This is a genomic window from Parasphingomonas caseinilytica, assembly GCF_036663755.1.
Classification (GTDB): domain Bacteria; phylum Pseudomonadota; class Alphaproteobacteria; order Sphingomonadales; family Sphingomonadaceae; genus Sphingomonas.
In genome coordinates, this window is record NZ_JAXOJL010000001.1 from 838,444 (window position 1) to 858,127 (window position 19,684).

At 65.6% G+C, this 19,684-nt stretch carries 22 protein-coding genes; 16 read left to right on the forward strand and 6 right to left on the reverse strand.

The genetic code is table 11. The features are described 5' to 3' along the window. Positions 1 to 39: 39 nt before the first annotated feature. From leuD to U1738_RS04010, 6 genes are all read left to right on the forward strand, one after another. On the forward strand, positions 40 to 669 hold the full coding sequence (gene leuD / locus U1738_RS03985; protein ID WP_332787716.1) for a 3-isopropylmalate dehydratase small subunit: 630 nt from the start codon (positions 40 to 42) through the stop codon (positions 667 to 669). Next, the gene (locus tag U1738_RS03990; RefSeq protein ID WP_332787717.1) at positions 632 to 1,633 is read left to right on the forward strand and encodes an NADPH:quinone oxidoreductase family protein; all 1,002 of its coding nucleotides are present in this window, start codon (positions 632 to 634) and stop codon (positions 1,631 to 1,633) included. The genes leuD and U1738_RS03990 overlap by 38 nt, the downstream gene beginning before the upstream one ends. Before the next feature lie 222 nt (positions 1,634 to 1,855). Then, positions 1,856 to 2,179: a DUF1476 domain-containing protein gene (locus U1738_RS03995; RefSeq protein ID WP_332787718.1), complete on the forward strand. Its 324-nt coding sequence runs from the start codon at positions 1,856 to 1,858 to the stop codon at positions 2,177 to 2,179. A 2-nt stretch (positions 2,180 to 2,181) separates the two neighbouring features. Then, on the forward strand, positions 2,182 to 2,415 hold the full coding sequence (locus U1738_RS04000; protein WP_332787719.1) for a BolA/IbaG family iron-sulfur metabolism protein: 234 nt from the start codon (positions 2,182 to 2,184) through the stop codon (positions 2,413 to 2,415). Between the two features lie 10 nt (positions 2,416 to 2,425). Next, positions 2,426 to 2,755: a Grx4 family monothiol glutaredoxin gene (grxD, locus tag U1738_RS04005; protein ID WP_332787720.1), complete on the forward strand. Its 330-nt coding sequence runs from the start codon at positions 2,426 to 2,428 to the stop codon at positions 2,753 to 2,755. Between the two features lie 408 nt (positions 2,756 to 3,163). Beyond that, complete coding sequence (locus tag U1738_RS04010) at positions 3,164 to 4,813, forward strand: thiamine pyrophosphate-binding protein (protein ID WP_332787721.1); 1,650 nt, start codon at positions 3,164 to 3,166, stop codon at positions 4,811 to 4,813. Between the two features lie 67 nt (positions 4,814 to 4,880). Here the strand turns inward: U1738_RS04010 and U1738_RS04015 are convergent, their stop codons facing one another. Then, positions 4,881 to 5,051, reverse strand: a complete 171-nt coding sequence (locus tag U1738_RS04015; RefSeq protein ID WP_332788217.1) for a CsbD family protein — start codon at positions 5,049 to 5,051, stop codon at positions 4,881 to 4,883. Positions 5,052 to 5,150: 99 nt separating this feature from the next. Between U1738_RS04015 and U1738_RS04020 the strand changes: the two genes are divergently transcribed. Further along, positions 5,151 to 5,690 carry a class I SAM-dependent methyltransferase gene (locus tag U1738_RS04020; RefSeq protein ID WP_332787722.1) on the forward strand — a complete coding sequence of 180 codons (540 nt, stop codon included), beginning with the start codon at positions 5,151 to 5,153 and terminating at the stop codon, positions 5,688 to 5,690. A 40-nt stretch (positions 5,691 to 5,730) separates the two neighbouring features. Here U1738_RS04020 and U1738_RS04025 read toward each other — a convergent pair whose 3' ends face one another. Further along, entirely contained in the window at positions 5,731 to 5,913 is a 183-nt protein-coding gene (locus U1738_RS04025) for a hypothetical protein (RefSeq protein ID WP_332787723.1), read from the reverse strand. Between the two features lie 161 nt (positions 5,914 to 6,074). On the opposite strand from U1738_RS04025, the gene dut reads away from it, so the two are divergent. From dut to U1738_RS04055, 6 genes are all read left to right on the forward strand, one after another. After that, positions 6,075 to 6,533 carry a dUTP diphosphatase gene (gene dut / locus U1738_RS04030; protein WP_332787724.1) on the forward strand — a complete coding sequence of 153 codons (459 nt, stop codon included), beginning with the start codon at positions 6,075 to 6,077 and terminating at the stop codon, positions 6,531 to 6,533. Continuing rightward, positions 6,530 to 6,934 (forward strand): hypothetical protein, encoded by a 405-nt coding sequence (locus tag U1738_RS04035; protein WP_332787725.1) that lies wholly within the window; start codon positions 6,530 to 6,532, stop codon positions 6,932 to 6,934. The genes dut and U1738_RS04035 overlap by 4 nt, the downstream gene beginning before the upstream one ends. Next, the gene (locus U1738_RS04040) at positions 6,931 to 7,707 is read left to right on the forward strand and encodes a HesA/MoeB/ThiF family protein (RefSeq protein WP_332787726.1); all 777 of its coding nucleotides are present in this window, start codon (positions 6,931 to 6,933) and stop codon (positions 7,705 to 7,707) included. Before U1738_RS04035 ends, U1738_RS04040 begins: the two co-directional genes overlap by 4 nt. A 130-nt stretch (positions 7,708 to 7,837) precedes the next feature. Then, positions 7,838 to 8,977 (forward strand): non-hydrolyzing UDP-N-acetylglucosamine 2-epimerase, encoded by a 1,140-nt coding sequence (gene wecB, locus U1738_RS04045; RefSeq protein ID WP_332787727.1) that lies wholly within the window; start codon positions 7,838 to 7,840, stop codon positions 8,975 to 8,977. Continuing rightward, positions 8,961 to 10,259: a UDP-N-acetyl-D-mannosamine dehydrogenase gene (gene wecC, locus U1738_RS04050; RefSeq protein ID WP_332787728.1), complete on the forward strand. Its 1,299-nt coding sequence runs from the start codon at positions 8,961 to 8,963 to the stop codon at positions 10,257 to 10,259. Before wecB ends, wecC begins: the two co-directional genes overlap by 17 nt. A gap of 635 nt (positions 10,260 to 10,894) precedes the next feature. Next, on the forward strand, positions 10,895 to 12,973 hold the full coding sequence (locus U1738_RS04055; protein ID WP_332787729.1) for a S8 family peptidase: 2,079 nt from the start codon (positions 10,895 to 10,897) through the stop codon (positions 12,971 to 12,973). Between the two features lie 12 nt (positions 12,974 to 12,985). On the opposite strand, the gene U1738_RS04060 is transcribed toward U1738_RS04055, so the two are convergent. The 4 genes from U1738_RS04060 to rpsU all read right to left on the reverse strand — a co-directional run bounded on the left by U1738_RS04060 (position 12,986) and on the right by rpsU (position 16,362). Next, entirely contained in the window at positions 12,986 to 14,089 is a 1,104-nt protein-coding gene (locus U1738_RS04060) for a hypothetical protein (RefSeq protein ID WP_332787730.1), read from the reverse strand. A 326-nt stretch (positions 14,090 to 14,415) separates the two neighbouring features. Further along, positions 14,416 to 15,285, reverse strand: a complete 870-nt coding sequence (galU, locus tag U1738_RS04065; RefSeq protein WP_332787731.1) for a UTP--glucose-1-phosphate uridylyltransferase GalU — start codon at positions 15,283 to 15,285, stop codon at positions 14,416 to 14,418. 118 nt (positions 15,286 to 15,403) lie between these two features. Beyond that, positions 15,404 to 16,051 carry an FKBP-type peptidyl-prolyl cis-trans isomerase gene (locus U1738_RS04070; protein ID WP_332787732.1) on the reverse strand — a complete coding sequence of 216 codons (648 nt, stop codon included), beginning with the start codon at positions 16,049 to 16,051 and terminating at the stop codon, positions 15,404 to 15,406. 104 nt (positions 16,052 to 16,155) lie between these two features. Further along, on the reverse strand, positions 16,156 to 16,362 hold the full coding sequence (rpsU, locus tag U1738_RS04075) for a 30S ribosomal protein S21 (protein ID WP_034160206.1): 207 nt from the start codon (positions 16,360 to 16,362) through the stop codon (positions 16,156 to 16,158). Between the two features lie 266 nt (positions 16,363 to 16,628). Here rpsU and U1738_RS04080 point away from each other — a divergent pair, with 266 nt between their 5' ends. The 3 genes from U1738_RS04080 to U1738_RS04090 all read left to right on the forward strand — a co-directional run bounded on the left by U1738_RS04080 (position 16,629) and on the right by U1738_RS04090 (position 19,635). After that, complete coding sequence (locus U1738_RS04080; RefSeq protein ID WP_332787733.1) at positions 16,629 to 17,348, forward strand: response regulator; 720 nt, start codon at positions 16,629 to 16,631, stop codon at positions 17,346 to 17,348. Between the two features lie 19 nt (positions 17,349 to 17,367). Further along, positions 17,368 to 18,627, forward strand: a complete 1,260-nt coding sequence (locus U1738_RS04085; protein WP_332787734.1) for an ATP-binding protein — start codon at positions 17,368 to 17,370, stop codon at positions 18,625 to 18,627. A gap of 90 nt (positions 18,628 to 18,717) precedes the next feature. Beyond that, on the forward strand, positions 18,718 to 19,635 hold the full coding sequence (locus U1738_RS04090) for a dioxygenase family protein (protein WP_332787735.1): 918 nt from the start codon (positions 18,718 to 18,720) through the stop codon (positions 19,633 to 19,635). Positions 19,636 to 19,684: the final 49 nt, after the last annotated feature.

Here is a 19,684-nt window from a genome sequence, read left to right on the forward strand (position 1 = left end):
TGGCGGGCTTCATCGGCGCGCCACATCGAAGGTCCGAACATGAACCCCGTCAAACAGGTTTCCGGCCGCGCCTATCCGTGGGGCGCGAAGAATATCGACACCGACGTCATCATCCCGGCGCACTGGCTGAAGACCGTAACCCGCTCCGGTCTCGGCAAAGGCGCGTTCGAGACGATGCGCGCCGACCCCGACAACATCTTCGACGATCCCCGCTACAGCGGCGCCCCCGTCCTGATCGCCGGCGACAATTTCGGCTGCGGATCGAGCCGCGAACATGCCGCCTGGGCGCTGATCGACATGGGCATCACCGCCGTGATCGCGCCGAGCTTTTCCGACATCTTCTCTAGCAACGCGTTCAAGAACGGCATCGTCGCGGTCGTCCTGCCGCAGGAGGCGATCGACCGGCTGGTCGAGGTCGCCAGGACCGATAACGTGACCGTCGATCTCGAGACGATGACCGTCACCACTCCGTTTCAGGACCGCTTCGCGTTCACGATGGACCCGTTCCGCCGCCAATGCCTGATGGAAGGGCTGGACGAGGTCGGCCTGACGCTGGCAAGGGATACCCAGATTTCGAAATACGAAGCCGGGGTAAACCAGCACCGGCCGTGGATGAGCGGAGAACGGGCACATGCGAGCACTTCTGTCGAAAGCGCCGGGCGGACCTGAAACACTAGTTCTGGATGAAGTGCCCGATCCGGTCGCCGGTCCGGGACAGGTCGTGGTGGCCGTGAAGGCGTGTTCGATCAACTTTCCCGACGTCCTGATCATCGAGGACAAATACCAGTTCAAGCCGGAACGCCCGTTCGCGCCGGGCGGCGAGATCGCCGGCATAGTCGACAGCATCGGCGAAGGCGTGACCGAGTGGAACGTCGGTGACCGGGTGATCGGCATGGTCGGCCATGGCGGGCTGGTCGAGAAGGTCGTCGTCGAAGCCGGCAAGCTCTACGCGCTGCCCGAAGGCCGTAGCTTTGCCGAGGGCGCGGCGCTGATCCTCACTTATGGCACGACGATCCACGCTTTGCTCGATCGCGGGCATCTCGGTGAAGGGCAGACGTTGCTCGTGCTGGGTGCCGCCGGCGGCGTCGGTCTGGCGGCGATCGAACTCGGCAAGGCGTTCGGCGCAAAGGTGGTTGCGGCGGTATCGTCCGAGGAGAAAGCCGCCGTTGCGAAGGACGCCGGTGCGGACGAGACGATCGTCTATGCCCGCGCGCCGTTCGACCGCGATCAATCCAAGGCGCTGGCCGAACAGTTCAAGGCAGCCGGTGGCAAGGCCGGTTACGACGTGATCTACGATCCGGTCGGCGGCGACTATGCCGAACCGGCGCTGCGCTCGATCGGCTGGGAGGGCCGCTATCTCGTCGTCGGCTTCCCGGCCGGCATCCCGAAACTGCCGCTCAACCTGACGTTGCTGAAATCCTGCGACGTCTGCGGCGTGTTCTGGGGCGCCTTCGCCGCGCGCGACCCGAAGGCGAACGCCGCGCATATCGAACGCCTGTTCCGCCTGTGGAAGGACGGAAAGATCGCGCCGCGCGTGACCGAGACCTTCGCGTTCGAGGATGGCGGCAAGGCGATCGCCAAGATGGCGGCCCGCGCCGCAATCGGGAAGCTGGTGGTGACGGTGGCGGAGTGAATCTTTTCTGAGTCCCTCCCCTTCAGGGGAGGGGTTGGGGTGGGGCCGTGCCGCAGAAACTAAAGCTGGTCTCTTCGAGACGGGACTGCCCCACCCCAACCCCTCCCCTGAAGGGGAGGGGCTTAAGAAGAGCCCCGCTTCCCTTCCACGCCCCCCTTCCCTTCCACGCCCCCCCGCCCTATCTCCGATCCAACAGATCAACGGCCCAAGGGGACGAGCCAGATGACCACGTTCGACGACCGCGAGCGCGCGTTCGAGACCAAATATGCCCGTGACGAGGAAATGCAGTTCCGCGTCACCGCGCGGCGTAATCGGCTGCTCGGCGTCTGGGCCGCGAAGCAGATGGGCCTGACGGCGGAAGAGACCGACGCCTATGCCAAGGCCGTCGTGCAGGCCGATTTCGAGGAAGCCGGCGACGAGGACGTGATCCGCAAGCTGGTCAGCGATCTGACCGCCGCGAGCATCGAGATCGACGAGGCCGTCGTGCGCCGCGCGATCGAGGAGCATAGCGTCGAGGCGCGTCGCCAGCTGATGCAGTCCGAATAATCATGGCGATAGCGGCGAACGAGATCGAGGAATTGATCGTAGGCGGCATTCCCGATGCGCGGGTCGAGATCACCGATCTGGCCGGCGACGGCGATCATTATGCCGCACGCGTCGTATCCGAGAGCTTCCGGGGCGTGCCTCGCATCAAGCAGCATCAGGCGGTCTATGCCGCGCTGGGTGGCCGCATGGGCGGCGTGCTGCATGCCCTGCAATTGACCACTGCCGTTCCCGAGTAAGGATCCGAAGATGACCGATGACGCACAGGCCCGCATTGCCGACATGGTCGCGAAGAACGACGTATTGTTGTTCATGAAGGGCAGCCCTTTATTCCCGCAATGCGGCTTCAGCAGCCGCGCGATCGCGATCCTCAATCACCTGAACGCCGAATTCGAGAGCGTCGACGTGCTGCAGGATCAGGGCGTGCGCCAGGGAATCAAGGAATTCTCCGACTGGCCGACCATCCCGCAGCTCTATGTGAATGGCGAATTCGTCGGCGGATCGGACATCATGATGGAGATGTACGAGAGCGGCGAGCTGGCGCAGCTGTTCGAGGATCAGGGACTGGTTCGGGCGTAATTCGCCCCGGCATTTGATGCTCTTCACCTGCTGATGCCCTTCCCCGGCGAAGGCCGGGGCCCAGTCGGGAAGCAGAAGTGATCGGGCGCTGCGCGACGTAATGTCGACCTCCGCGGCTGGACCCCGGCCTTCGCCGGGGAAGCGCCTAAGCGGGGGCAGCGGATAATCTTATATTGGAAAAGCCGGGTGCGGGCGGGCCTGCGAGAGACTGAATTTCGCGGGCCCGCCCTGCTGAAGCGTTGAAACGCTCGGCTGCCCATACCTTAGCAGGCCACGTGCCAGTTTTGCCGAACCGCGCATTTCCGCGCCCCACACTCGTTAACGAAAATTTCCGCGGTCACGGATTGTAAGATAATCCGACGTTTCGGGCCCCTGTTCAGCCCGCTCGCCGATCGCTAGACCGCCTGCATGACCGAAACTCGTACCGGCGGCCGCATCCTGGTCGACCAGCTCGTCGCGCAAGGCTGCGACCGTATCTTCACCGTGCCGGGGGAAAGTTTCCTCGCCGTGCTCGACGCGCTGCACGACACGCCCGAAATCGATCTGGTGGTGTGCCGGCAGGAAGGTGGCGTGGGCTTCATGGCCTGTGCCGATGGCGCGATGACCGGGCGGCCCGGCATCGCCTTCGTCACGCGCGGCCCCGGCGCGACCAATGCCTCGATCGGCGTGCACGTCGCGATGCAGGATTCGCAGCCGATGATCCTGTTCATCGGCGACGTCGATCGCGGCACCAAGGATCGCGAGGCGTTTCAGGAGGTCGATTTCCCCGCGATGTTCGGGCCGCTGTGCAAATGGGCCGCCAAGATCGACGACGCCCGCCGCATACCCGAATATATCGCGCGCGCCTATGCCACGGCGATGAACGGGCGGCCCGGCCCGGTCGTGCTCGCCCTGCCCGAGGACATGTTGCTCGATACGGTCGAGGCGGTGGACCGGCCGCGCGTCAGCCGCGTCGAGCAGGATGCGCTGGTCGAGGCGGCCAGTACCGCCAACGACATGCTCAAGGCCGCCAGGCGACCGGTCGCGATCATCGGCGGGGCGGGCTGGACGTCGCACACGGCGGCGGCGGTCGCCGCGTTCGGCGAGACGGCCGGCGTGCCGCTGGTCGCGGCGTTCCGGCGGCAGGATGCAGTGCCCAACGATTGCCCGGTCTATGCCGGCAATCTCGGCTATGGCCCCAATCCCAAACTGGCGGCGCGCGTGCGCGATGCCGATCTGCTGATCGTGATCGGCGCGCGGCTGGGCGAGGCGACCACCGACGGCTACACATTGGTGACGCCGGATCATCTCGGCCAATCGCTGATCCACGTCCATCCCGACCCGGCCGAACTCAACAGCATTTTCCGCGCCGATCTGGCGATCTGCGCCGATGCCGAACGCTTCGCCAATCTGATGGACATGCTGGGCGCGGAGCGAGAGCCTCACGCCAATGGTGCCGAAGCCCATGCCGACTATCTCGCCTGGTCCACCCCCGCCCCTCGTGACCTGACGTTAGATCTCGGCCCGTGCGTCGCGGCGATGCGCGACAAACTCCCAGCCGACAGCATCATCTGCAACGGCGCGGGCAATTATTCCGGCTGGTGGCATCGCTACTGGCGCTATTCCGGGCCTACCAGCCAGCTCGCGCCGACCGCCGGCGCGATGGGCTACGGCGTCCCCGCCGCCACCGCCGCCGCGCTGCGCCACCCGGATCGCACCGTCGTCGCGCTCGCCGGCGACGGCTGTTTCCTGATGAACGGTCAGGAACTCGCCACCGCCGTCGCGCATGGCGCGGATATGCTGGTGCTGGTGATCGACAATGGCTGGTACGGCACGATCCGCATGCATCAGGAGCGCGAATTCCCCGGCCGCGTCACCGGCACGCGCCTGCTCAATCCGGATTTCGCGGCGCTGGGCCGCGCGTATGGCTGCTGGGCCGAAACGGTCGAAACGACCGCAGAATTCGCCCCCGCTCTGGACCGTGCGATGGCGGAAAAGGGCGTCCGCCTGCTGCACCTGAAAACCGATGTCGAGGCGATCAGCCCCGCCACCACGCTGGCCAAGGTCCGCGGCGGCTGACCTGCCCAAGAAAAAGGCCGCTCCGATTTCATGGAGCGGCCTCGTCGCACGGTGTTCGCCAGCGCAATCAGATGTCGTCGCCGAGCATTCCCTTGACCTTGCCCTTGAGCTGTTCCGCCTTGCCCTTGGCTTCCTGCTCCGCGCCCTCGTCGCGCGTCTCGGGGTTGTCGCTGTGCTGCTTGACCTTGCCGATCGCTTCGTTGACGTTGCCTTTGATCTTGTCTGTGAGCTCGCCCATGTCACCTATCCTCGTTCCGCCGCCGCGCCGGAAATCGGCGTGTTCGGTGCTACGTAAAGAACGGATGGTGCGCATCCCGGTTCCGAAATTGCGCGTGCCATGATCGGGCCGCCGACCGGCACGAGAGTCTGGCTCGACCGCTTCGTGATGCCGCTGCCGCGCGGCGGCACGGTGCTGGATCTCGGCTGTGGCGCAGGCGAGCCGATCGCGCGCTATCTGGTCGATCGCGGGCTGCATGTCGTCGGAATGGATTACGACCGCCACGCCGTGGAGCTCGCCGCCACGCGCTTTCCGCGTCAGCGCTGGCTGCACGGCGACATGCGCACCTTCACCCTGGACGAGACGTTCGAAGGCGTGCTGGCATGGAATTGCCTGTCGGTGATGGGCCGGGTGGATCAGGGCCGGATGGCGGCGCGTGCCGCCGCGTGGCTCAAGCCCGGCGGACGGTTGCTGTTCAACGCCGAACCGGACACGGACAGCGACATCACCGATTACCGCAGCGGATCACCGTATCGCGCCCAATTGGGCGCGACCGATTACGAGACGGCCATGGTCGCGCAGGGCCTGATCACCATCGCGCATGTCGAACAGGATCCGGACTGCGATGGCGCGGGGATCTGGCTTGCGCGCAAGGGGTGAGCGTCCGTCCGCGCCGCATGGCCCGGACGGACGCCCGAAATCACATCGGTTTCGCGCCCGGCGTCTTGCAGCTGGCGAACTTGCCGTTAAGGCGACACTTCGCGGCAGGCTTGGGCGGGCATTTGGTGAACTTGCCCTTGGCATCCTTGCACGGCGCGGCGAATGACGGCGTAGCGCTGGCGACGAAGGCGAGCGCCGTAGCGGCGATGATCAGTTTACGCATAGACATATCTCCCAAGCCCTTCGACAGGGCAGACGGAAGCTACTCGCTTGCGTGGCCACGTCAAATATCAAATCATTCACGTTACGGAACGATACGAGACCTTACAGGCCGAAAGAACAATCTTCTTCGCCACCGTCGAGCGAACCTTTAAAGCGAGTTTTATGAACCCGAAATTCTCCGCCGATATTGCCATCGCCGTCAAACGCCTTCCGCATGGCGCTGGCCTGCCCCTGCCGGTCTATGCCACCGATGGCGCAGCGGGCATGGACGTCGTGGCGGCGGAGGCTCTGACGCTTGCGCCCGGCGCGCGCGCGGCGGTCGCCACCGGCTTCGCCATCGCGATTCCGCCGGGCTATGAAGTGCAGGTCCGCCCGCGCTCCGGCCTCGCGCTGAAGCATGGGATCACCTGCCTCAACACGCCGGGCACGATCGACAGCGATTATCGCGGCGAGGTGAAGGTGATCCTGGCCAATCTCGGGCAATACCCTTTCGAGATCGCCCGCGGCGACCGGATCGCCCAACTCGTTCCGGCCCCGGTGCAACGCGCCGTGCTGGACGAGGTGGCAACGCTGGACGATACTGCGCGCGGAAGCGGAGGGTTCGGGTCCACAGGCCGATGATGAAGGAAATTCTGTTCCTGCTGCAGGCCGCCGCGCAGGTGCCGGTGCCGCCGCCGGTCGTCGTGCCGACCGACTGGTCGGGGCTGGCACCGATGCCCTATGTCCGGCCGCCCGAAGTGGCGAAATCGCTGTCGAACTTCGTCGCGGCCGAAATCGCCGCCGGGCGCTGCCCGATCGCGAAGCCTTCGGACGGTCATTACGTCGTCAAGGTCGATATCGCTGCTTTGGTCGGTACGGACGGCACGGTCCGCCGCACCGTGCCGCGCGCGATCCACTGCCCGACGGTCGAACAATATAGCGCCGGCCTCGTACTCAGCTTCGCCCGCGCGAACCTGCGCAGCGGCGGCGGCGCGGGCGATCAATGGTATCGCGCGACCATCGTGTTCGACTGGCAGGGATGATCCTCTCCAGCAACGAACTCGAACGCTATGCCCGCCATATCGTATTGCAGGATATCGGCGGCGCGGGGCAGACGCGGCTGAAGGCGGCGAGCGTCGTCGTGATCGGCGCGGGCGGCATCGGCAGTCCGGCGATCCAGTATCTCGCCGCAGCCGGCGTCGGCCGGCTGATCCTGATCGACGACGATGCGGTCGATCTGTCGAACCTGCAACGCCAGACGATCTTCGGCACCGACGATCTCGGCCAGCCCAAGGTCGCCGCCGCCGCCATCGCCGTCTCGCGGCTCAACCCTTATGTCGAGGTCGAGATGCACGCCGTGCGGATCGACGCCGAAAACGCCGCCGGGCTGATCGCCGGGGCCGATGTGGTGCTGGACGGCTGCGACAATTTCGCTACCCGCCTTGCCGTCGCCGATGCCGCCTTGGCCGCGCGCATCCCGCTCGTCTCGGCGGCGGTCGGCCAGTTCGAGGGGCAACTCGGTGTCTTCCGCGGCTGGGAAGCGGACAAGCCCTGCTACCGCTGCTTCGTCGGCGCCGATCCCGAACGGGCCGACGCCAGTTGCGCCGATCAGGGCGTCCTGGGCGCGATGACCGGCGTTTTGGGCAGCCTGGCCGCGCTGGAGGCGATCCGCGCGATCACCCCGTTCGGCGACTATAGTGCGGGGAAACTGTTGCTGATCGACGCGCTGGCGTTTCGCTTCCGCACGATCACGCTGCCGAAGGATCCGGGGTGTTCTTGCGGCACTCCGTCCATCCCATCCGCACCGTCATCCTGACGAAGGTCAGGATTCACCGTGCCTCGTTGGCGATCGTCCGTGCGGCGCGATAGATCCTGACCTTCGTCAGGATGACGGGCCTGCGTGGGGGTTAGCGCGCCCTTAAGCCCTTGCCGTTATCCACCGCAGCATGACCGCTCCCACGTCTCGCAAAATCCTCGTCGTCTTCGGCACCCGCCCGGAGGCGATCAAGCTGTTTCCCGTCGTCGCCGCGCTGAAGGCCGTGCCCGGGCTCGACATGCGCACCTGCGTCACCGCGCAGCATCGCGGGCTGCTCGATCAGGTGCTGAGCATCGCCGGGCTCGTGCCCGATATCGATCTGGACATCATGGAGCCGGGCCAGAGCCTCGACCGCCTCACTGCGCGCCTGCTCACCAGCCTGGGCGAGGTGATGGACGCCGAGCAACCCGATCGCGTCATCGTGCAGGGCGACACCGCTACCGCGATGGTCGGCGCGCTCACCGCTTATTATCGTAAGATTTCCGTCAGCCATGTCGAGGCGGGCTTACGCTCCGGCAACATCTACCAGCCCTGGCCGGAAGAGGTGAATCGCCGCATCGTCGCGCCGATCGCCGACCAGCATTTCGCCCCTACCGAAACCTCCGCAGAGGCGCTGCGCCGGGAGAATATCGACCCCGCCACGATCTACGTCACCGGCAATACCGTGATCGATGCGCTTTACGCTACCCAAGCCAAGCTCGCCGCCGATCCCGGCCTCGCCTCGGGCCTGGACGATATCGCGGCGCGCTTCGCCGACAAGCGCATCATCCTCGTCACCACGCATCGGCGCGAAAATTTCGGCGACGGCATGGCCAACATCGCCCGCGCGATCCAGCAGATCGCCGATCGCCCCGACACCGCGATCCTGTTCCCGGTCCATCCCAATCCCAACGTCGTATCGGTGATGGACGAGATGCTCGGCACCCGCGACAACGTCGCCCGTGTCGATCCGCTCGATTACCCGCACTTCGTCCGCGCGCTCGGCCTGTGCGAAATCGCCCTCACCGATTCGGGCGGCGTGCAGGAGGAAGCTCCCGCTTTGGGCAAGCCGGTTCTGGTCATGCGCGAGACGACCGAGCGCCCCGAAGGCGTCACCGCCGGCACCGCGAAGCTGATCGGCACCGATTCCGCCCGGATCGTTTCCGAAATATCAACCCTCCTGGACGACAAGGGCGCGTACTCGGCCATGGCCCGCGCCCACAATCCGTTCGGCGACGGCCATGCGTCTGAAAAGATCGCAGGGGTGATTGCCGATGGTTTCGGATTCTGAACTGAACGTCGTCGTCGTCGGGCTGGGCTATATCGGGCTGCCCACCGCCGCCGTGATCGCCCGCACCGGTGCCAAGGTGCTGGGCGTGGACGTCACGCAATCGGTGGTCGATACGGTCAATTCGGGGAAGGTGCATATCGAGGAGGTCGATCTCGACGGCCTCGTCTCGGGCGTCGTCGCGCGCGGCAATCTGCGCGCATCGATGCAGATCGCAGCCGCAGACGTGTTCGTCATCGCCGTGCCGACCCCCTTTGCCGAGGATCACGCGCCGAACATCGGTTACGTCCTGCGCGCCGCCACCACCATCGCCACCGTTTTGAAGGCCGGCGACACGGTGATCCTCGAATCCACCTCGCCCGTCGGCACGACGGAGAAGGTGCGCGATCTGCTAGCCGAACTGCGCCCGGACCTGAAGGTCCCCGGCCGCACGCTCGAAAGCCCGGACATCGCCATCGCTTATTGCCCGGAGCGCGTGCTGCCCGGCCGCATCTTGGTGGAACTGATCGACAACGATCGCGTCATCGGCGGCATCACCCCGCGCTGCGCGCGCAAGGCGCTCGCCTTCTACAAGCGCTTCGTACGCGGAGCCTGCGTGACTACCACCAGCCGCGCGGCGGAGATGACCAAGCTCACCGAAAACGCGTTCCGCGACGTCAACATCGCCTTCGCCAACGAATTGTCGCGCGTCGCGGACACGATGGAAGTCGATGTCTGGGAAGTGATTCGCCTGGCGAACCGCCACCCGCGCGTGAACATCCTGTCGCCCGGCCCCGGCGTCGGCGGGCATTGCATCGCGGTCGATCCGTGGTTCCTCGTCCATGCCGATCGCGAGAACACGCCGCTGATCCGCACCGCGCGCGAGGTGAACGATGCCAAATGCGATTACACCGTCGATCGCGCCGCCGAACTGATCGCCGCCAACCCGCATCTGCCGGTCGCCTGTCTTGGCCTGGCGTTCAAAGCGAACATCGACGATTTCCGCGAAAGCCCCGCGCTCAAGGTGGCAAGCGACCTCGCCAAACGCTTCGGCAGCCGCATCCGCGTGGTCGAACCCTATGCCGAGACGCTGCCGGACGACTTTGACGGCACGGGCGCGACGCTCACCGATATCGACACCGCGATCGAAACCTGTGGCATCATGATCGTACTGGTCGATCACGACGTGTTCAAATCGGTGCCGGTCGACGAACGCGCCGCAAAGCTTGTCTACGATACGCGCGGAATCTGGCCCGATCAGCCGCGCGCGCCGGCCAAACCGGAACCCCTACGACTCGTCGTTTAACGCCATTTCAGGCGGCCCGACCAATTGTAACATCGAACACCTATGATATGATCGTGCAGGAGGTTGGTCGGCGCCTGATGCACGTCGTTCCACCGGCCCGGCAAACGGGTCGCGCTTTCGAACGGGGCGGGTTTTAAACGATGGCGACGAGTCTCGCGCAACGCATGGATGCCGTTCGTTTTTCGCGAATCGGCCTGTCGCCGACATCGGCACTGGCGGCGTGCCTGATGCTGGCCGGCTGCGGCGGCAGTGGCACCGGCGTGAACAGCATCCCAACGCCGACCGCGTCGCCCGCTCCAGTGCCGACGCCTACGCCGACGCCCGCTCCGACACCCACACCTACTCCGACACCGGCCCCCGCTCCAACGCCCACACCTACTCCGACACCGGCCCCCGCTCCAACGCCCACACCTACTCCGACACCAGCCCCCGCCCCAACGCCTACCCCAACTCCGACACCGACACCCGCTCCGACGCCAACTCCGACGCCAACTCCGACACCCACTCCAACTCCAACTCCAACTCCAACTCCGACGCCCACTCCGACGCCCACTCCAACGCCCGCGCCGACACCAACGCCAACCCCAACCAACTACGACACCGCGAAATATCGCGCGACGGTCGGCGCGGTGTCGATGAACGCGCTGGCCGCCTATCAGGCCAATGCCACCGGTGCGGGGATCAGGGTCGGCATCATCGATAGCGGCATCGATGCCGGCAGCCCGGAATTCGCCGGGCGGATTTCAACCGCATCGACCAATGTCGCCGGCGGCACCGGCACGGACGACGAATCCGGCCACGGCACCGCCGTCGCCTTCACGATCGCCGGCACGGGCGTCAACGTTAACGCGCAGGGCGTGGCGTTCAACGCGAGCCTGATCGTACTGCGCACCGACACGCCGGGCACCTGCGCGGCGACGGACGGGTGTTCGTTCGCCGACAGCGCCATCGCGCGCGGCATAGATGCCGCGACGACGGGCGGCGCCCGCGTCATCAACCTGTCGCTGGGCGGATCGTCGCCCAATTCGAGCGTGGTTTCCGCGATCAACCGCGCGACGGCGGCGGGCGTCATCATCGTGATATCGGCCGGCAACGACGCCGCCGCCGATCCGGACCTGTTCGCGCAGATCGCCAGCAACACCGCCGTCTCGCGCGGGCTGGTGATCATCGCCGGTTCGGTCGGCACCAGCAACACGATCTCGTCGTTCAGCAACCTCGCGGGCAACTTCGCCAATTATTATCTCGCGGCCGTCGGCGAAAGTGTCCGCGCACCATGCGAGAACGTTAATGTCTGCCTGTGGCGCGGCACGTCCCTGTCCGCGCCGCAGATTTCCGGTGCCGTCGCCCTGCTGGCCCAGGCGTTCCCCAATCTCACCAGCAGCCAGATCGTCAGCATCCTGTACTCCTCCGCCCGCGATGCCGGAACGGCGGGCGTCGATAGCACCTATGGTCGCGGCATCCTCGATCTCACCCGCGCCTTCCAGCCGCTCGGCACAACATCGGTCGCTGGCGGCACGGGTGCCATTTCGCTGACCAGCAACGCCACCCTCTCCGCGCCGATGGGCGATGCGGCGCAAGGCGCACTCGGCACGGTCATTCTAGACGGATACAGCCGCGCCTTCGCGATCGATCTCGCCCACACGATCAACCGCGTCGGCATCGCGCGCAATTTCCTGAATTCGCTGCAGTCGAGCACGCGCAACATCGCCTCGTCGATCAATGGGATGGCGGTTCAGGTCACCTTGGCCTCGACCCCAAATGGCGGCGTTTCGGTGGAACGCCTGATGCTCTCGCCCGGCGATGGTCAACGCGCGCGCGCCATCGCCGGGATCGTCACGCAGCGCCTGGGCAGCAGCGCGCAGTTCGCGATGGGTTTTGCGCAAGGTAGTTCCACGCTCGCCGCGCAACTGGTGGGGCGCCGCGACCCGGCCTTCCTCGTCGCGCGCGAACCGCTGTCCGATCAGGGTTTCGACAGCCGTACCAAGGGGTCTGCGGCGCTGCGCAACCGCTTCGGGGCATGGGGCATGACCGCGTCGATGGAAAGCGGCGAGGTGCTCAACCCGGGCGATGCCGGCGCGCTCGCCACCCGGCGCGCAAATTATCGCCGGTCTGGCTATGATCGTACCGCTGTGTCGTTGGATCGGCAGGACGGCGCGCTCGCCACCGGCCTCTCCTTCTCGCGGCTTGGCGAACGCGATACTGTGCTCGGCGCGCATTTCGGCAACGCCTTCGGCGCGACGCGCGCGACCAGCTGGTTCGTCGATGCCGTCGCGCGGCTGGAGGCCGGCGGCGGCTGGTATCTCGGCGGATCAATGCGGCAAGGCTGGACGAGTGCCGATGTGCGCGGCGGCCTGTCCGGATCCGGCCTGATCCGCACCGATGCCTTTGCCGCCGATCTCGGCAAGGACGGCCTGTTCGCGCGGGGCGACAGTTTCGGCCTGCGCGTCGCCCAGCCATTGCGTGTATCTCGCGGCGGTCTCGACCTGCGCCTGCCGACCAATTACGATTACGCCACCGGCACTCCCGATGCTTGGCTGACGCAACGCCTCAATCTTGCACCAACTGGCCGTGAACTGAATTTCGAGGCGCGCTACAGCTTCGGCATGTTAGGCGGCACTTTGCAGACCAATCTGTTCTGGCGGCGCGACCCCGGCAATTACGTCGCCCTGCCCGACGATCGCGGCGGCGCGCTGCGCTTCGCGGTGGCGTTCTAAACGACTCCGGCGTCAGGCCGCCCGCGACCGGGTGCTCGTCAGCGACCATTGCTCGCTTCCCGGCCAGCGCCACAGCCCCACCGTCTGCAAGATCGGTTTGACGGCCGACCGGGGCACATGGTCGGCATGCGCTTCGAGCAGCTTCCGCGCTACGGCCAGCGACCGGCGCGCATGGGCCAATCGAGTCGCGAAAGGATTGCGTTGCGCGACATGCAGGTCGATCACAATCCGCGAGGATCGGAAGCTTTCGCCGGCGGCGCGCACCGACACCCGTGTCTTCGACCTGGCGGCGAACGTCAGGGGATGGCGCGCTCCGACCCCGCCGCCTACCTTCGCCGTCTTCACGACAGACCGCCGCAAACGCGGGGAAGCACCGGGAAGGACGGCTGGCGGCTTTAATGCCAGCATCCGGCGCGAAACGATCGAAGGCCTGCTGGCAACGGGGACCTTGACCTTATCCAGCGCCACGATTTCCAAACCCGACCGGCACTCTGCATCGGCATCACCCCCGCAACGCGCCGCCGCCAGCTTGTCGACGTTCGCCCGCGCAACCGCCAGTCGGCGGGCAGCTTCCGCCCGGTGCAGCCGAATCCGCAAATCCGCGACGAGATCCGAATCGCCACCTTCGGCACGCAGCGCGTCCATCCGCTGCTTCAGCACGGAGATCCGCTCCGCATGCGCGGCGATCACCGCATCCATCACATCGCCGGATCCGGCGGCGTCTTCATCGTCGGCAATCGTGAAATCGGTCAGCCGGATCGCCCCGGTGGACGACGGCACATCTCCCTCGTCCGGCCGCTCGACGATGCGCTGCCGTACCTCCTCGCTGATCGCCGCCCCCAGGGATTTGCCGCCCTCAATCCGCACGAGCGGAGGACCATCCACGATGACATATGGCCGGATCGCCCCTGCTTCAGCGGCAGGCGTCGCGGCGATCGGGGTGGAAAGCATTCCGGACTTTGCGACCGCCGGCTGCGCGGCAAACGCCAGCGGCGAAGCGAGATACAATGCCTTGGCCGCAATTCCCGCTATGACCGCCCCCGATCTCATTAACCATGAAGAAGTTAGACTTGCGGGACTTCGGACTGTTGCGCAACAGCAAAGAAATGCGACCAAGACACGACGCAATATTCCGCTACCAGCACTCGCCTCTATTCGGCATGGATCAACGGCCAATTTTACATGGATGCAGAACCCAAGGGATCGTCATGCCGAACGTCGGTGGGTCTAGCCTTCCAACATTATTCGCTTCCCGAGCGAAGGCCGGAATCCAGCCAGGAGGGTAGTGACTAGGACGCGCCGCGCCAGATCACTTCTGCGCCTCAATTGTCCTCCGGCTTTCGCCGAGGATGCAAAGAACTATAACATTCGAAAGAAGCACGTTCCCAACAAGCCCTGAACGCCTGGTTTCCTGACCCAATGACCCGAGCGTGGCCCGGCAATCAGCGCAGCAGATCGACCGCAAACGCCCGGACCGCTTCGCCGATGTCCGCACGACCCAGCGCGATCGCCAGATTCGCCTGCACGTATCCCGCTTTGTCGCCACAATCGTAGCGGCGGCCGTCGAACGTGACGCCGTGGAACGGCTGGTCGCCGATCATCTTGGCCATCGCGTCGGTCAGCTGGATCTCGCCGCCCGCACCCTTTTCCTGCGTTTCCAGCACGCGCATCACCTCGGGCTGGAGGATGTAGCGTCCGATCACCGAAAGGTTCGACGGCGCTGTGCCGGGCGCGGGCTTCTCGACCAGGCCCTTGACCTCGGTCAACGATCCGTCGCGCGTGCCGGGCGTGATCACGCCGTACATATGCGTCTGATCCTCCGGCACTTCCTGCGCGCAGATCAGGTTGCCGCCGACCTTGTTATACGCCTCGACCATCTGCTTGAGGCAGCCTGGCTTGCCGACCATGAAATCGTCCGCCAGCAACACCGCGAACGGCTCGTCGCCGACGATGTCGCGTGCGCACCATACGGCATGGCCGAGGCCCATCGGCTCCTGCTGGCGCACATAGGCGACCGCGCCCGGCTTCAGCCGCGTGCGCTCCAGTATCTCGAGCGATTTGCCGCGCCCGGACATCGTCGCCTCGAGTTCGTAGGCGATGTCGAAATGGTCTTCGATCGCGGATTTTCCGCGTCCGGTGACGAAGATCATCTGCTCGATCCCCGCCTCCAGCGCTTCGTCCACCGCGCACTGGATCAACGGCCGGTCGACCACCGGCAGCATCTCCTTCGGCATCGCCTTGGTCGCCGGCAAGAATCGCGTCCCCAGCCCCCCGACCGGAAACACCGCCTTGCGCAATGGCTTGAAACTCATGTCGCTTTCACCCCGAAAAGATACGCCCCGCCACATTCCCTAAAAGCAGCGCGATCCCTTTGGAAGTGCGGAGAACGAGACAGGGTCGCGATAATCGGCCGGCACGTGGCCGGCTGATTTACCGGCCCGGAACGGCGCCCGGAGGCGGACCTTCGGCACCCGGCATGCCGCTAGGTGCGCCACCCTGTTGCTGCTGCATCATCTGCTGCTGCATCATCTGCTGCTGCATCTGCATGCGGCGAACGGTTTCCATCGGCAGGAATTCGATCAGTTCGACGTCGAACATCAGCACGTTCTTGGAAAGCTTCTCCATCTGCGCGTCCATCGGCGGCGCGCCTTCGGGCCGCGGACCACCATAACCGAGCGACGGCTTGATCCAGAAGCGGTACTTGGCACCCTTGCCCATCAGCTTCAGCGCTTCGGAGAAGCCGGGAACGACGCCCGTCACCGGCATCGGCGTCGGCTGTTGCGACTTGTCGAAGGTGGTGCCGTCTGGCAGCTTGCCCTCGTAATTCACCAACGTGACGTCGGTGTCGGTCGGGTGCGGGCCGGCGCCTGGCGCAATGATCTGATATTGCAGGCCGGACGCCGTCTCGACCACGCCCTTGTGGCGCTTGTTCTTGGCGAGGAAATCCGTGACCGGATCGCCCGGCGCGGCAGCGGCGAGCAGGAATGCCGCGCCGATCGCGGCGATCACGCCAATCCAGATGGCGACGATCACGCCGCGCTTGGTTGGCTGCAACGGAACGGCGGTGACGGTCGACATCGGTGGGCAGCCTTCGCATCGACGGCGCGCCGCCGGGTAGAATCAAATAGTCGGAAATACCGAACCCCCGGCGGCCCATCGGCCACCGGGGGTTTCAGGCAATCTTACCGAGCGCCGTCGCGCTCCAAGCGCTTGCGCTCCAGCTTACGGGCGCGACGGACGGCGGCGGCGCGTTCGCGCGCACGCTTTTCCGACGGCTTCTCGTAATGCCGGCGCAGCTTCATCTCGCGATACACACCTTCGCGCTGCAGCTTCTTCTTGAGAGCGCGCAGCGCCTGATCGACGTTGTTGTCGCGAACAATGATTTGCATGTTGTGTAGACGCTCCGAATCGAAATAGCTGATAGTCGTCGCAGACATCAGTCCGCGCCGTGAAGGCGAGCGCCCTAGCAGCGACCGTTCGGCGTTTCAAGGCGAAACGGCACCAAGCGGCTGTTGCAGCGACGCCACACCTGCGGCCTAAATGCCATTCATTGCAGCGGTGCAATGTGGCGGATACGTTATCCGGCAATGTCCGACCCATGCTTCATACCGCCCCTCTGCTTCATGCCGCTCCGCTGCTTCATGCAGTCGCCGACATGGATCTAGAAACCCGCTTGCTGATCGTCGATGACGATCCCGGCATTCGCGAGCTGACCGCCGCGTTCCTGTCCGGCCACGGCTACATCGTCGACACAGCAGCCGACGGGGTGGAGATGCGCGCGGCGATGGCGCGCGCCAGCTACGCTCTCGTCGTTCTAGACGTCATGATGCCGGGTGAGGACGGCCTGAGCATCCTGCGCTCGCTCGATCGCGCCACCGCACCTGCCGTCATCATCGTGTCGGTGATCGGGCAGGAGGTCGACAAGATCGTCGGCCTCGAGATGGGTGCCGACGATTATCTCGCCAAGCCGGCCAATCCGCGCGAATTGCTCGCGCGCGTCCGATCGGTGCTACGCCGCGGACAAACCAATACGCCCACTATCCCGTCCGGCCCGCCGACGAGAGGCTGGGTGCGTTTCGCCGGCTGGCGACTGGATCCGATCGGACGCGAACTGATCGATCCCGACGACATCGTCATCAACCTGTCGGACGGCGAATTCCGCCTGCTGCTGGCGTTGGTCGAACATCCCCGCCGGGTGCTCAGCCGCGATCAGCTGCTCGATCTGTCGCGCGGGGCCAATGCCGAACATTTCGATCGTGCGATCGATGTGCAGGTCAGCCGGCTGCGACGCAAGCTGACGCGCGAGGGACATGAGGATCTGATTCGCACGGTGCGCAACGAAGGCTATATGTTCGTGTCCGATGTCGCGCACTGATCGCGCTCATTCGATTGCCGTGCCGATCTTCCTCCTGGTGATCGCATCGGTCGTTGCCATCGCTCTGGTGCTGTTCACCGTCACGTTTCGCGGCCCCCCGCCCCGGCCGGCGCCGTTGCCGCTGGCGGCGATCGCCGATGCCCTGCGCACCGGCGCGGACCTGCCCCCGCTGGATATTAGGACCGTCGTCAAAGTCGCGGACTCGGCACCGGAGCCCGATCACCCAGACGATGAACGCCCGGCCGCCAGCACCGCGTTGCTGGCCAAGATGCTGAAACATGATCCGGCCGACATTCGCCTGTTCACGATGTTCCCACAGAGTGATCCGGCCGAAGTGCGGGGCAAGTTCACCGCAGCGCTCCGTCTTCCCGAAGGCCGCTGGCGTATCGTCGATGCGACGCGCCCAAGCCTGTTGACTAGCTGGCATATGTTGACGCTGCAAACGCTCTGCTTCGCCCTGCTGGTGCTCGGCATATTGGCATGGTGGGTAGCGCGCGCGATTTCGCGGCCCCTGCGCAAGCTTGCCGACAGTGCGGCGATGGCGCGGGTCGGTGTGCCGTTATCGGATCTGCCCGAAGGCGGATCGCGCGAGGTGCGCGACCTGACCCGATCCGTATCCGCCATGCACCGCCGCCTCGCGCAACATGCCGAAGGCCGCACGACGATGCTGGCCGCGATCGCGCACGATCTGGGCACGCCGCTTTCCCGTCTCGCTTTTCGCGTCGAGCAATTGCCCGACGACGCACGCGGGCGCGCCAATGCCGATATCGACGAGATGCGCGCGATGATCGCCGACGCGCTGCGCTTCGCCCGGGACGGCGCCAGCGGTACCGATCGGCAGCGCGTCGATCTCGGCAGCCTGCTCGACAGCCTGATCGAGGATATGACGGCAACCGGGGCGGCGGTATCGTTGAAGCCCGGTGCCCGAGCGATCGTGCGCGGCGATCCGGGCGCGTTGCGGCGGCTGTTCGCAAATCTGGTCGACAATGCGCTGCGCTATGGCGATCGTGCCGCCGTATCCTGGTGGATCGTCGACGAGATGATCGAGGTGTTTATCGAGGATGACGGCCCCGGCTTCGATCCGGCACAGGCCGAATCGCTGTTCGAGCCGTTCGTGCGCGGCGATCCGTCGCGCAACCGCGCCACCGGTGGCACCGGCCTGGGCCTCGCTATCGTCCGCTCGATCGCCGAAACGCATCGCGGCACGGTGACGCTCGGCAATAGCGACGGCGGACAGACGGGCGGCTGCGTCACCGTAAGCCTGCCGATCGACCGCTGAAACATTCAGTAACACGCCCGTCACGCAGCGACATATCGCGGTGACGTCCGCTGCCTAACTATGGCTTCGACAACAGCCAAGGGTAGCCGAATGCACGACCTCGACCACGACCATCACGACGAAGACCATGATCGCGGCCTGGCGCATGATCTCCAAGTGATGAGCGCGATGGTCGAACGCCGCCGCGCGCTGAAATGGTTCGCCGGGGCCGGCACCGCCGCCTTGGTCGCGGGCTGCGGCGGGTCCGGCTCGGGTTCCACCACCACGGTCGTCGCCGCCGGCACGTCCACACCGACGCCCACCGCCACGCCGACCCCAACGCCCACCGCGACCGCCACATCGACGACCAGTGCGTGCATCGTCGATCCGACCGAGACAGCCGGGCCATACCCCGCAGACGGCACCAATACCGCCAGCGGATCGACCAGCAACGCTCTGACCGTAAGTGGTATCGTGCGCAGCGATATCCGACCCAGCTTCATCAGTTCCACGACGGTCGCGGCTGGCGTGAAACTCGTCATCACGCTCACCGTGGTCAACGTAAATGCCACCTGCGCACCGCTCTCCGGCTATGCGGTGTACCTCTGGCATTGCGACCGGTCGGGCAATTACTCACTCTACACCGCGGCGGCCGAAAGCTATCTGCGCGGTGTGCAGGTGACCGACGCCAACGGGCAGGTGACGTTCACGACGATCTATCCCGGTTGCTATGACGGGCGATATCCGCACATGCATTTCGAGATATTCTCGTCGCTGTCCGCAGCGACCGGCGGGCGCTTTTCGGTACTGACGTCGCAATTGGCGATGCCGAGCGCGGCGTCCTCCGCAGTGTACGCCGACACCGCAACCTATCCGTCCAGCGCTACCAACCTCGCCCGCGTCTCGATCGCTTCGGACAATGTGTTCGGCGACAATACGGCCGCGCAGATCACGCAGCAGACCCCGGTGGTAACGGGATCGCCCAGCGCCGGATATACCGGCACGGCATTGATCGGCATCGCCCGGTAAGGCCCAAGTGTTTCACGGTTGGCACGGCGTATCCCCCTGCGTCGTGTCG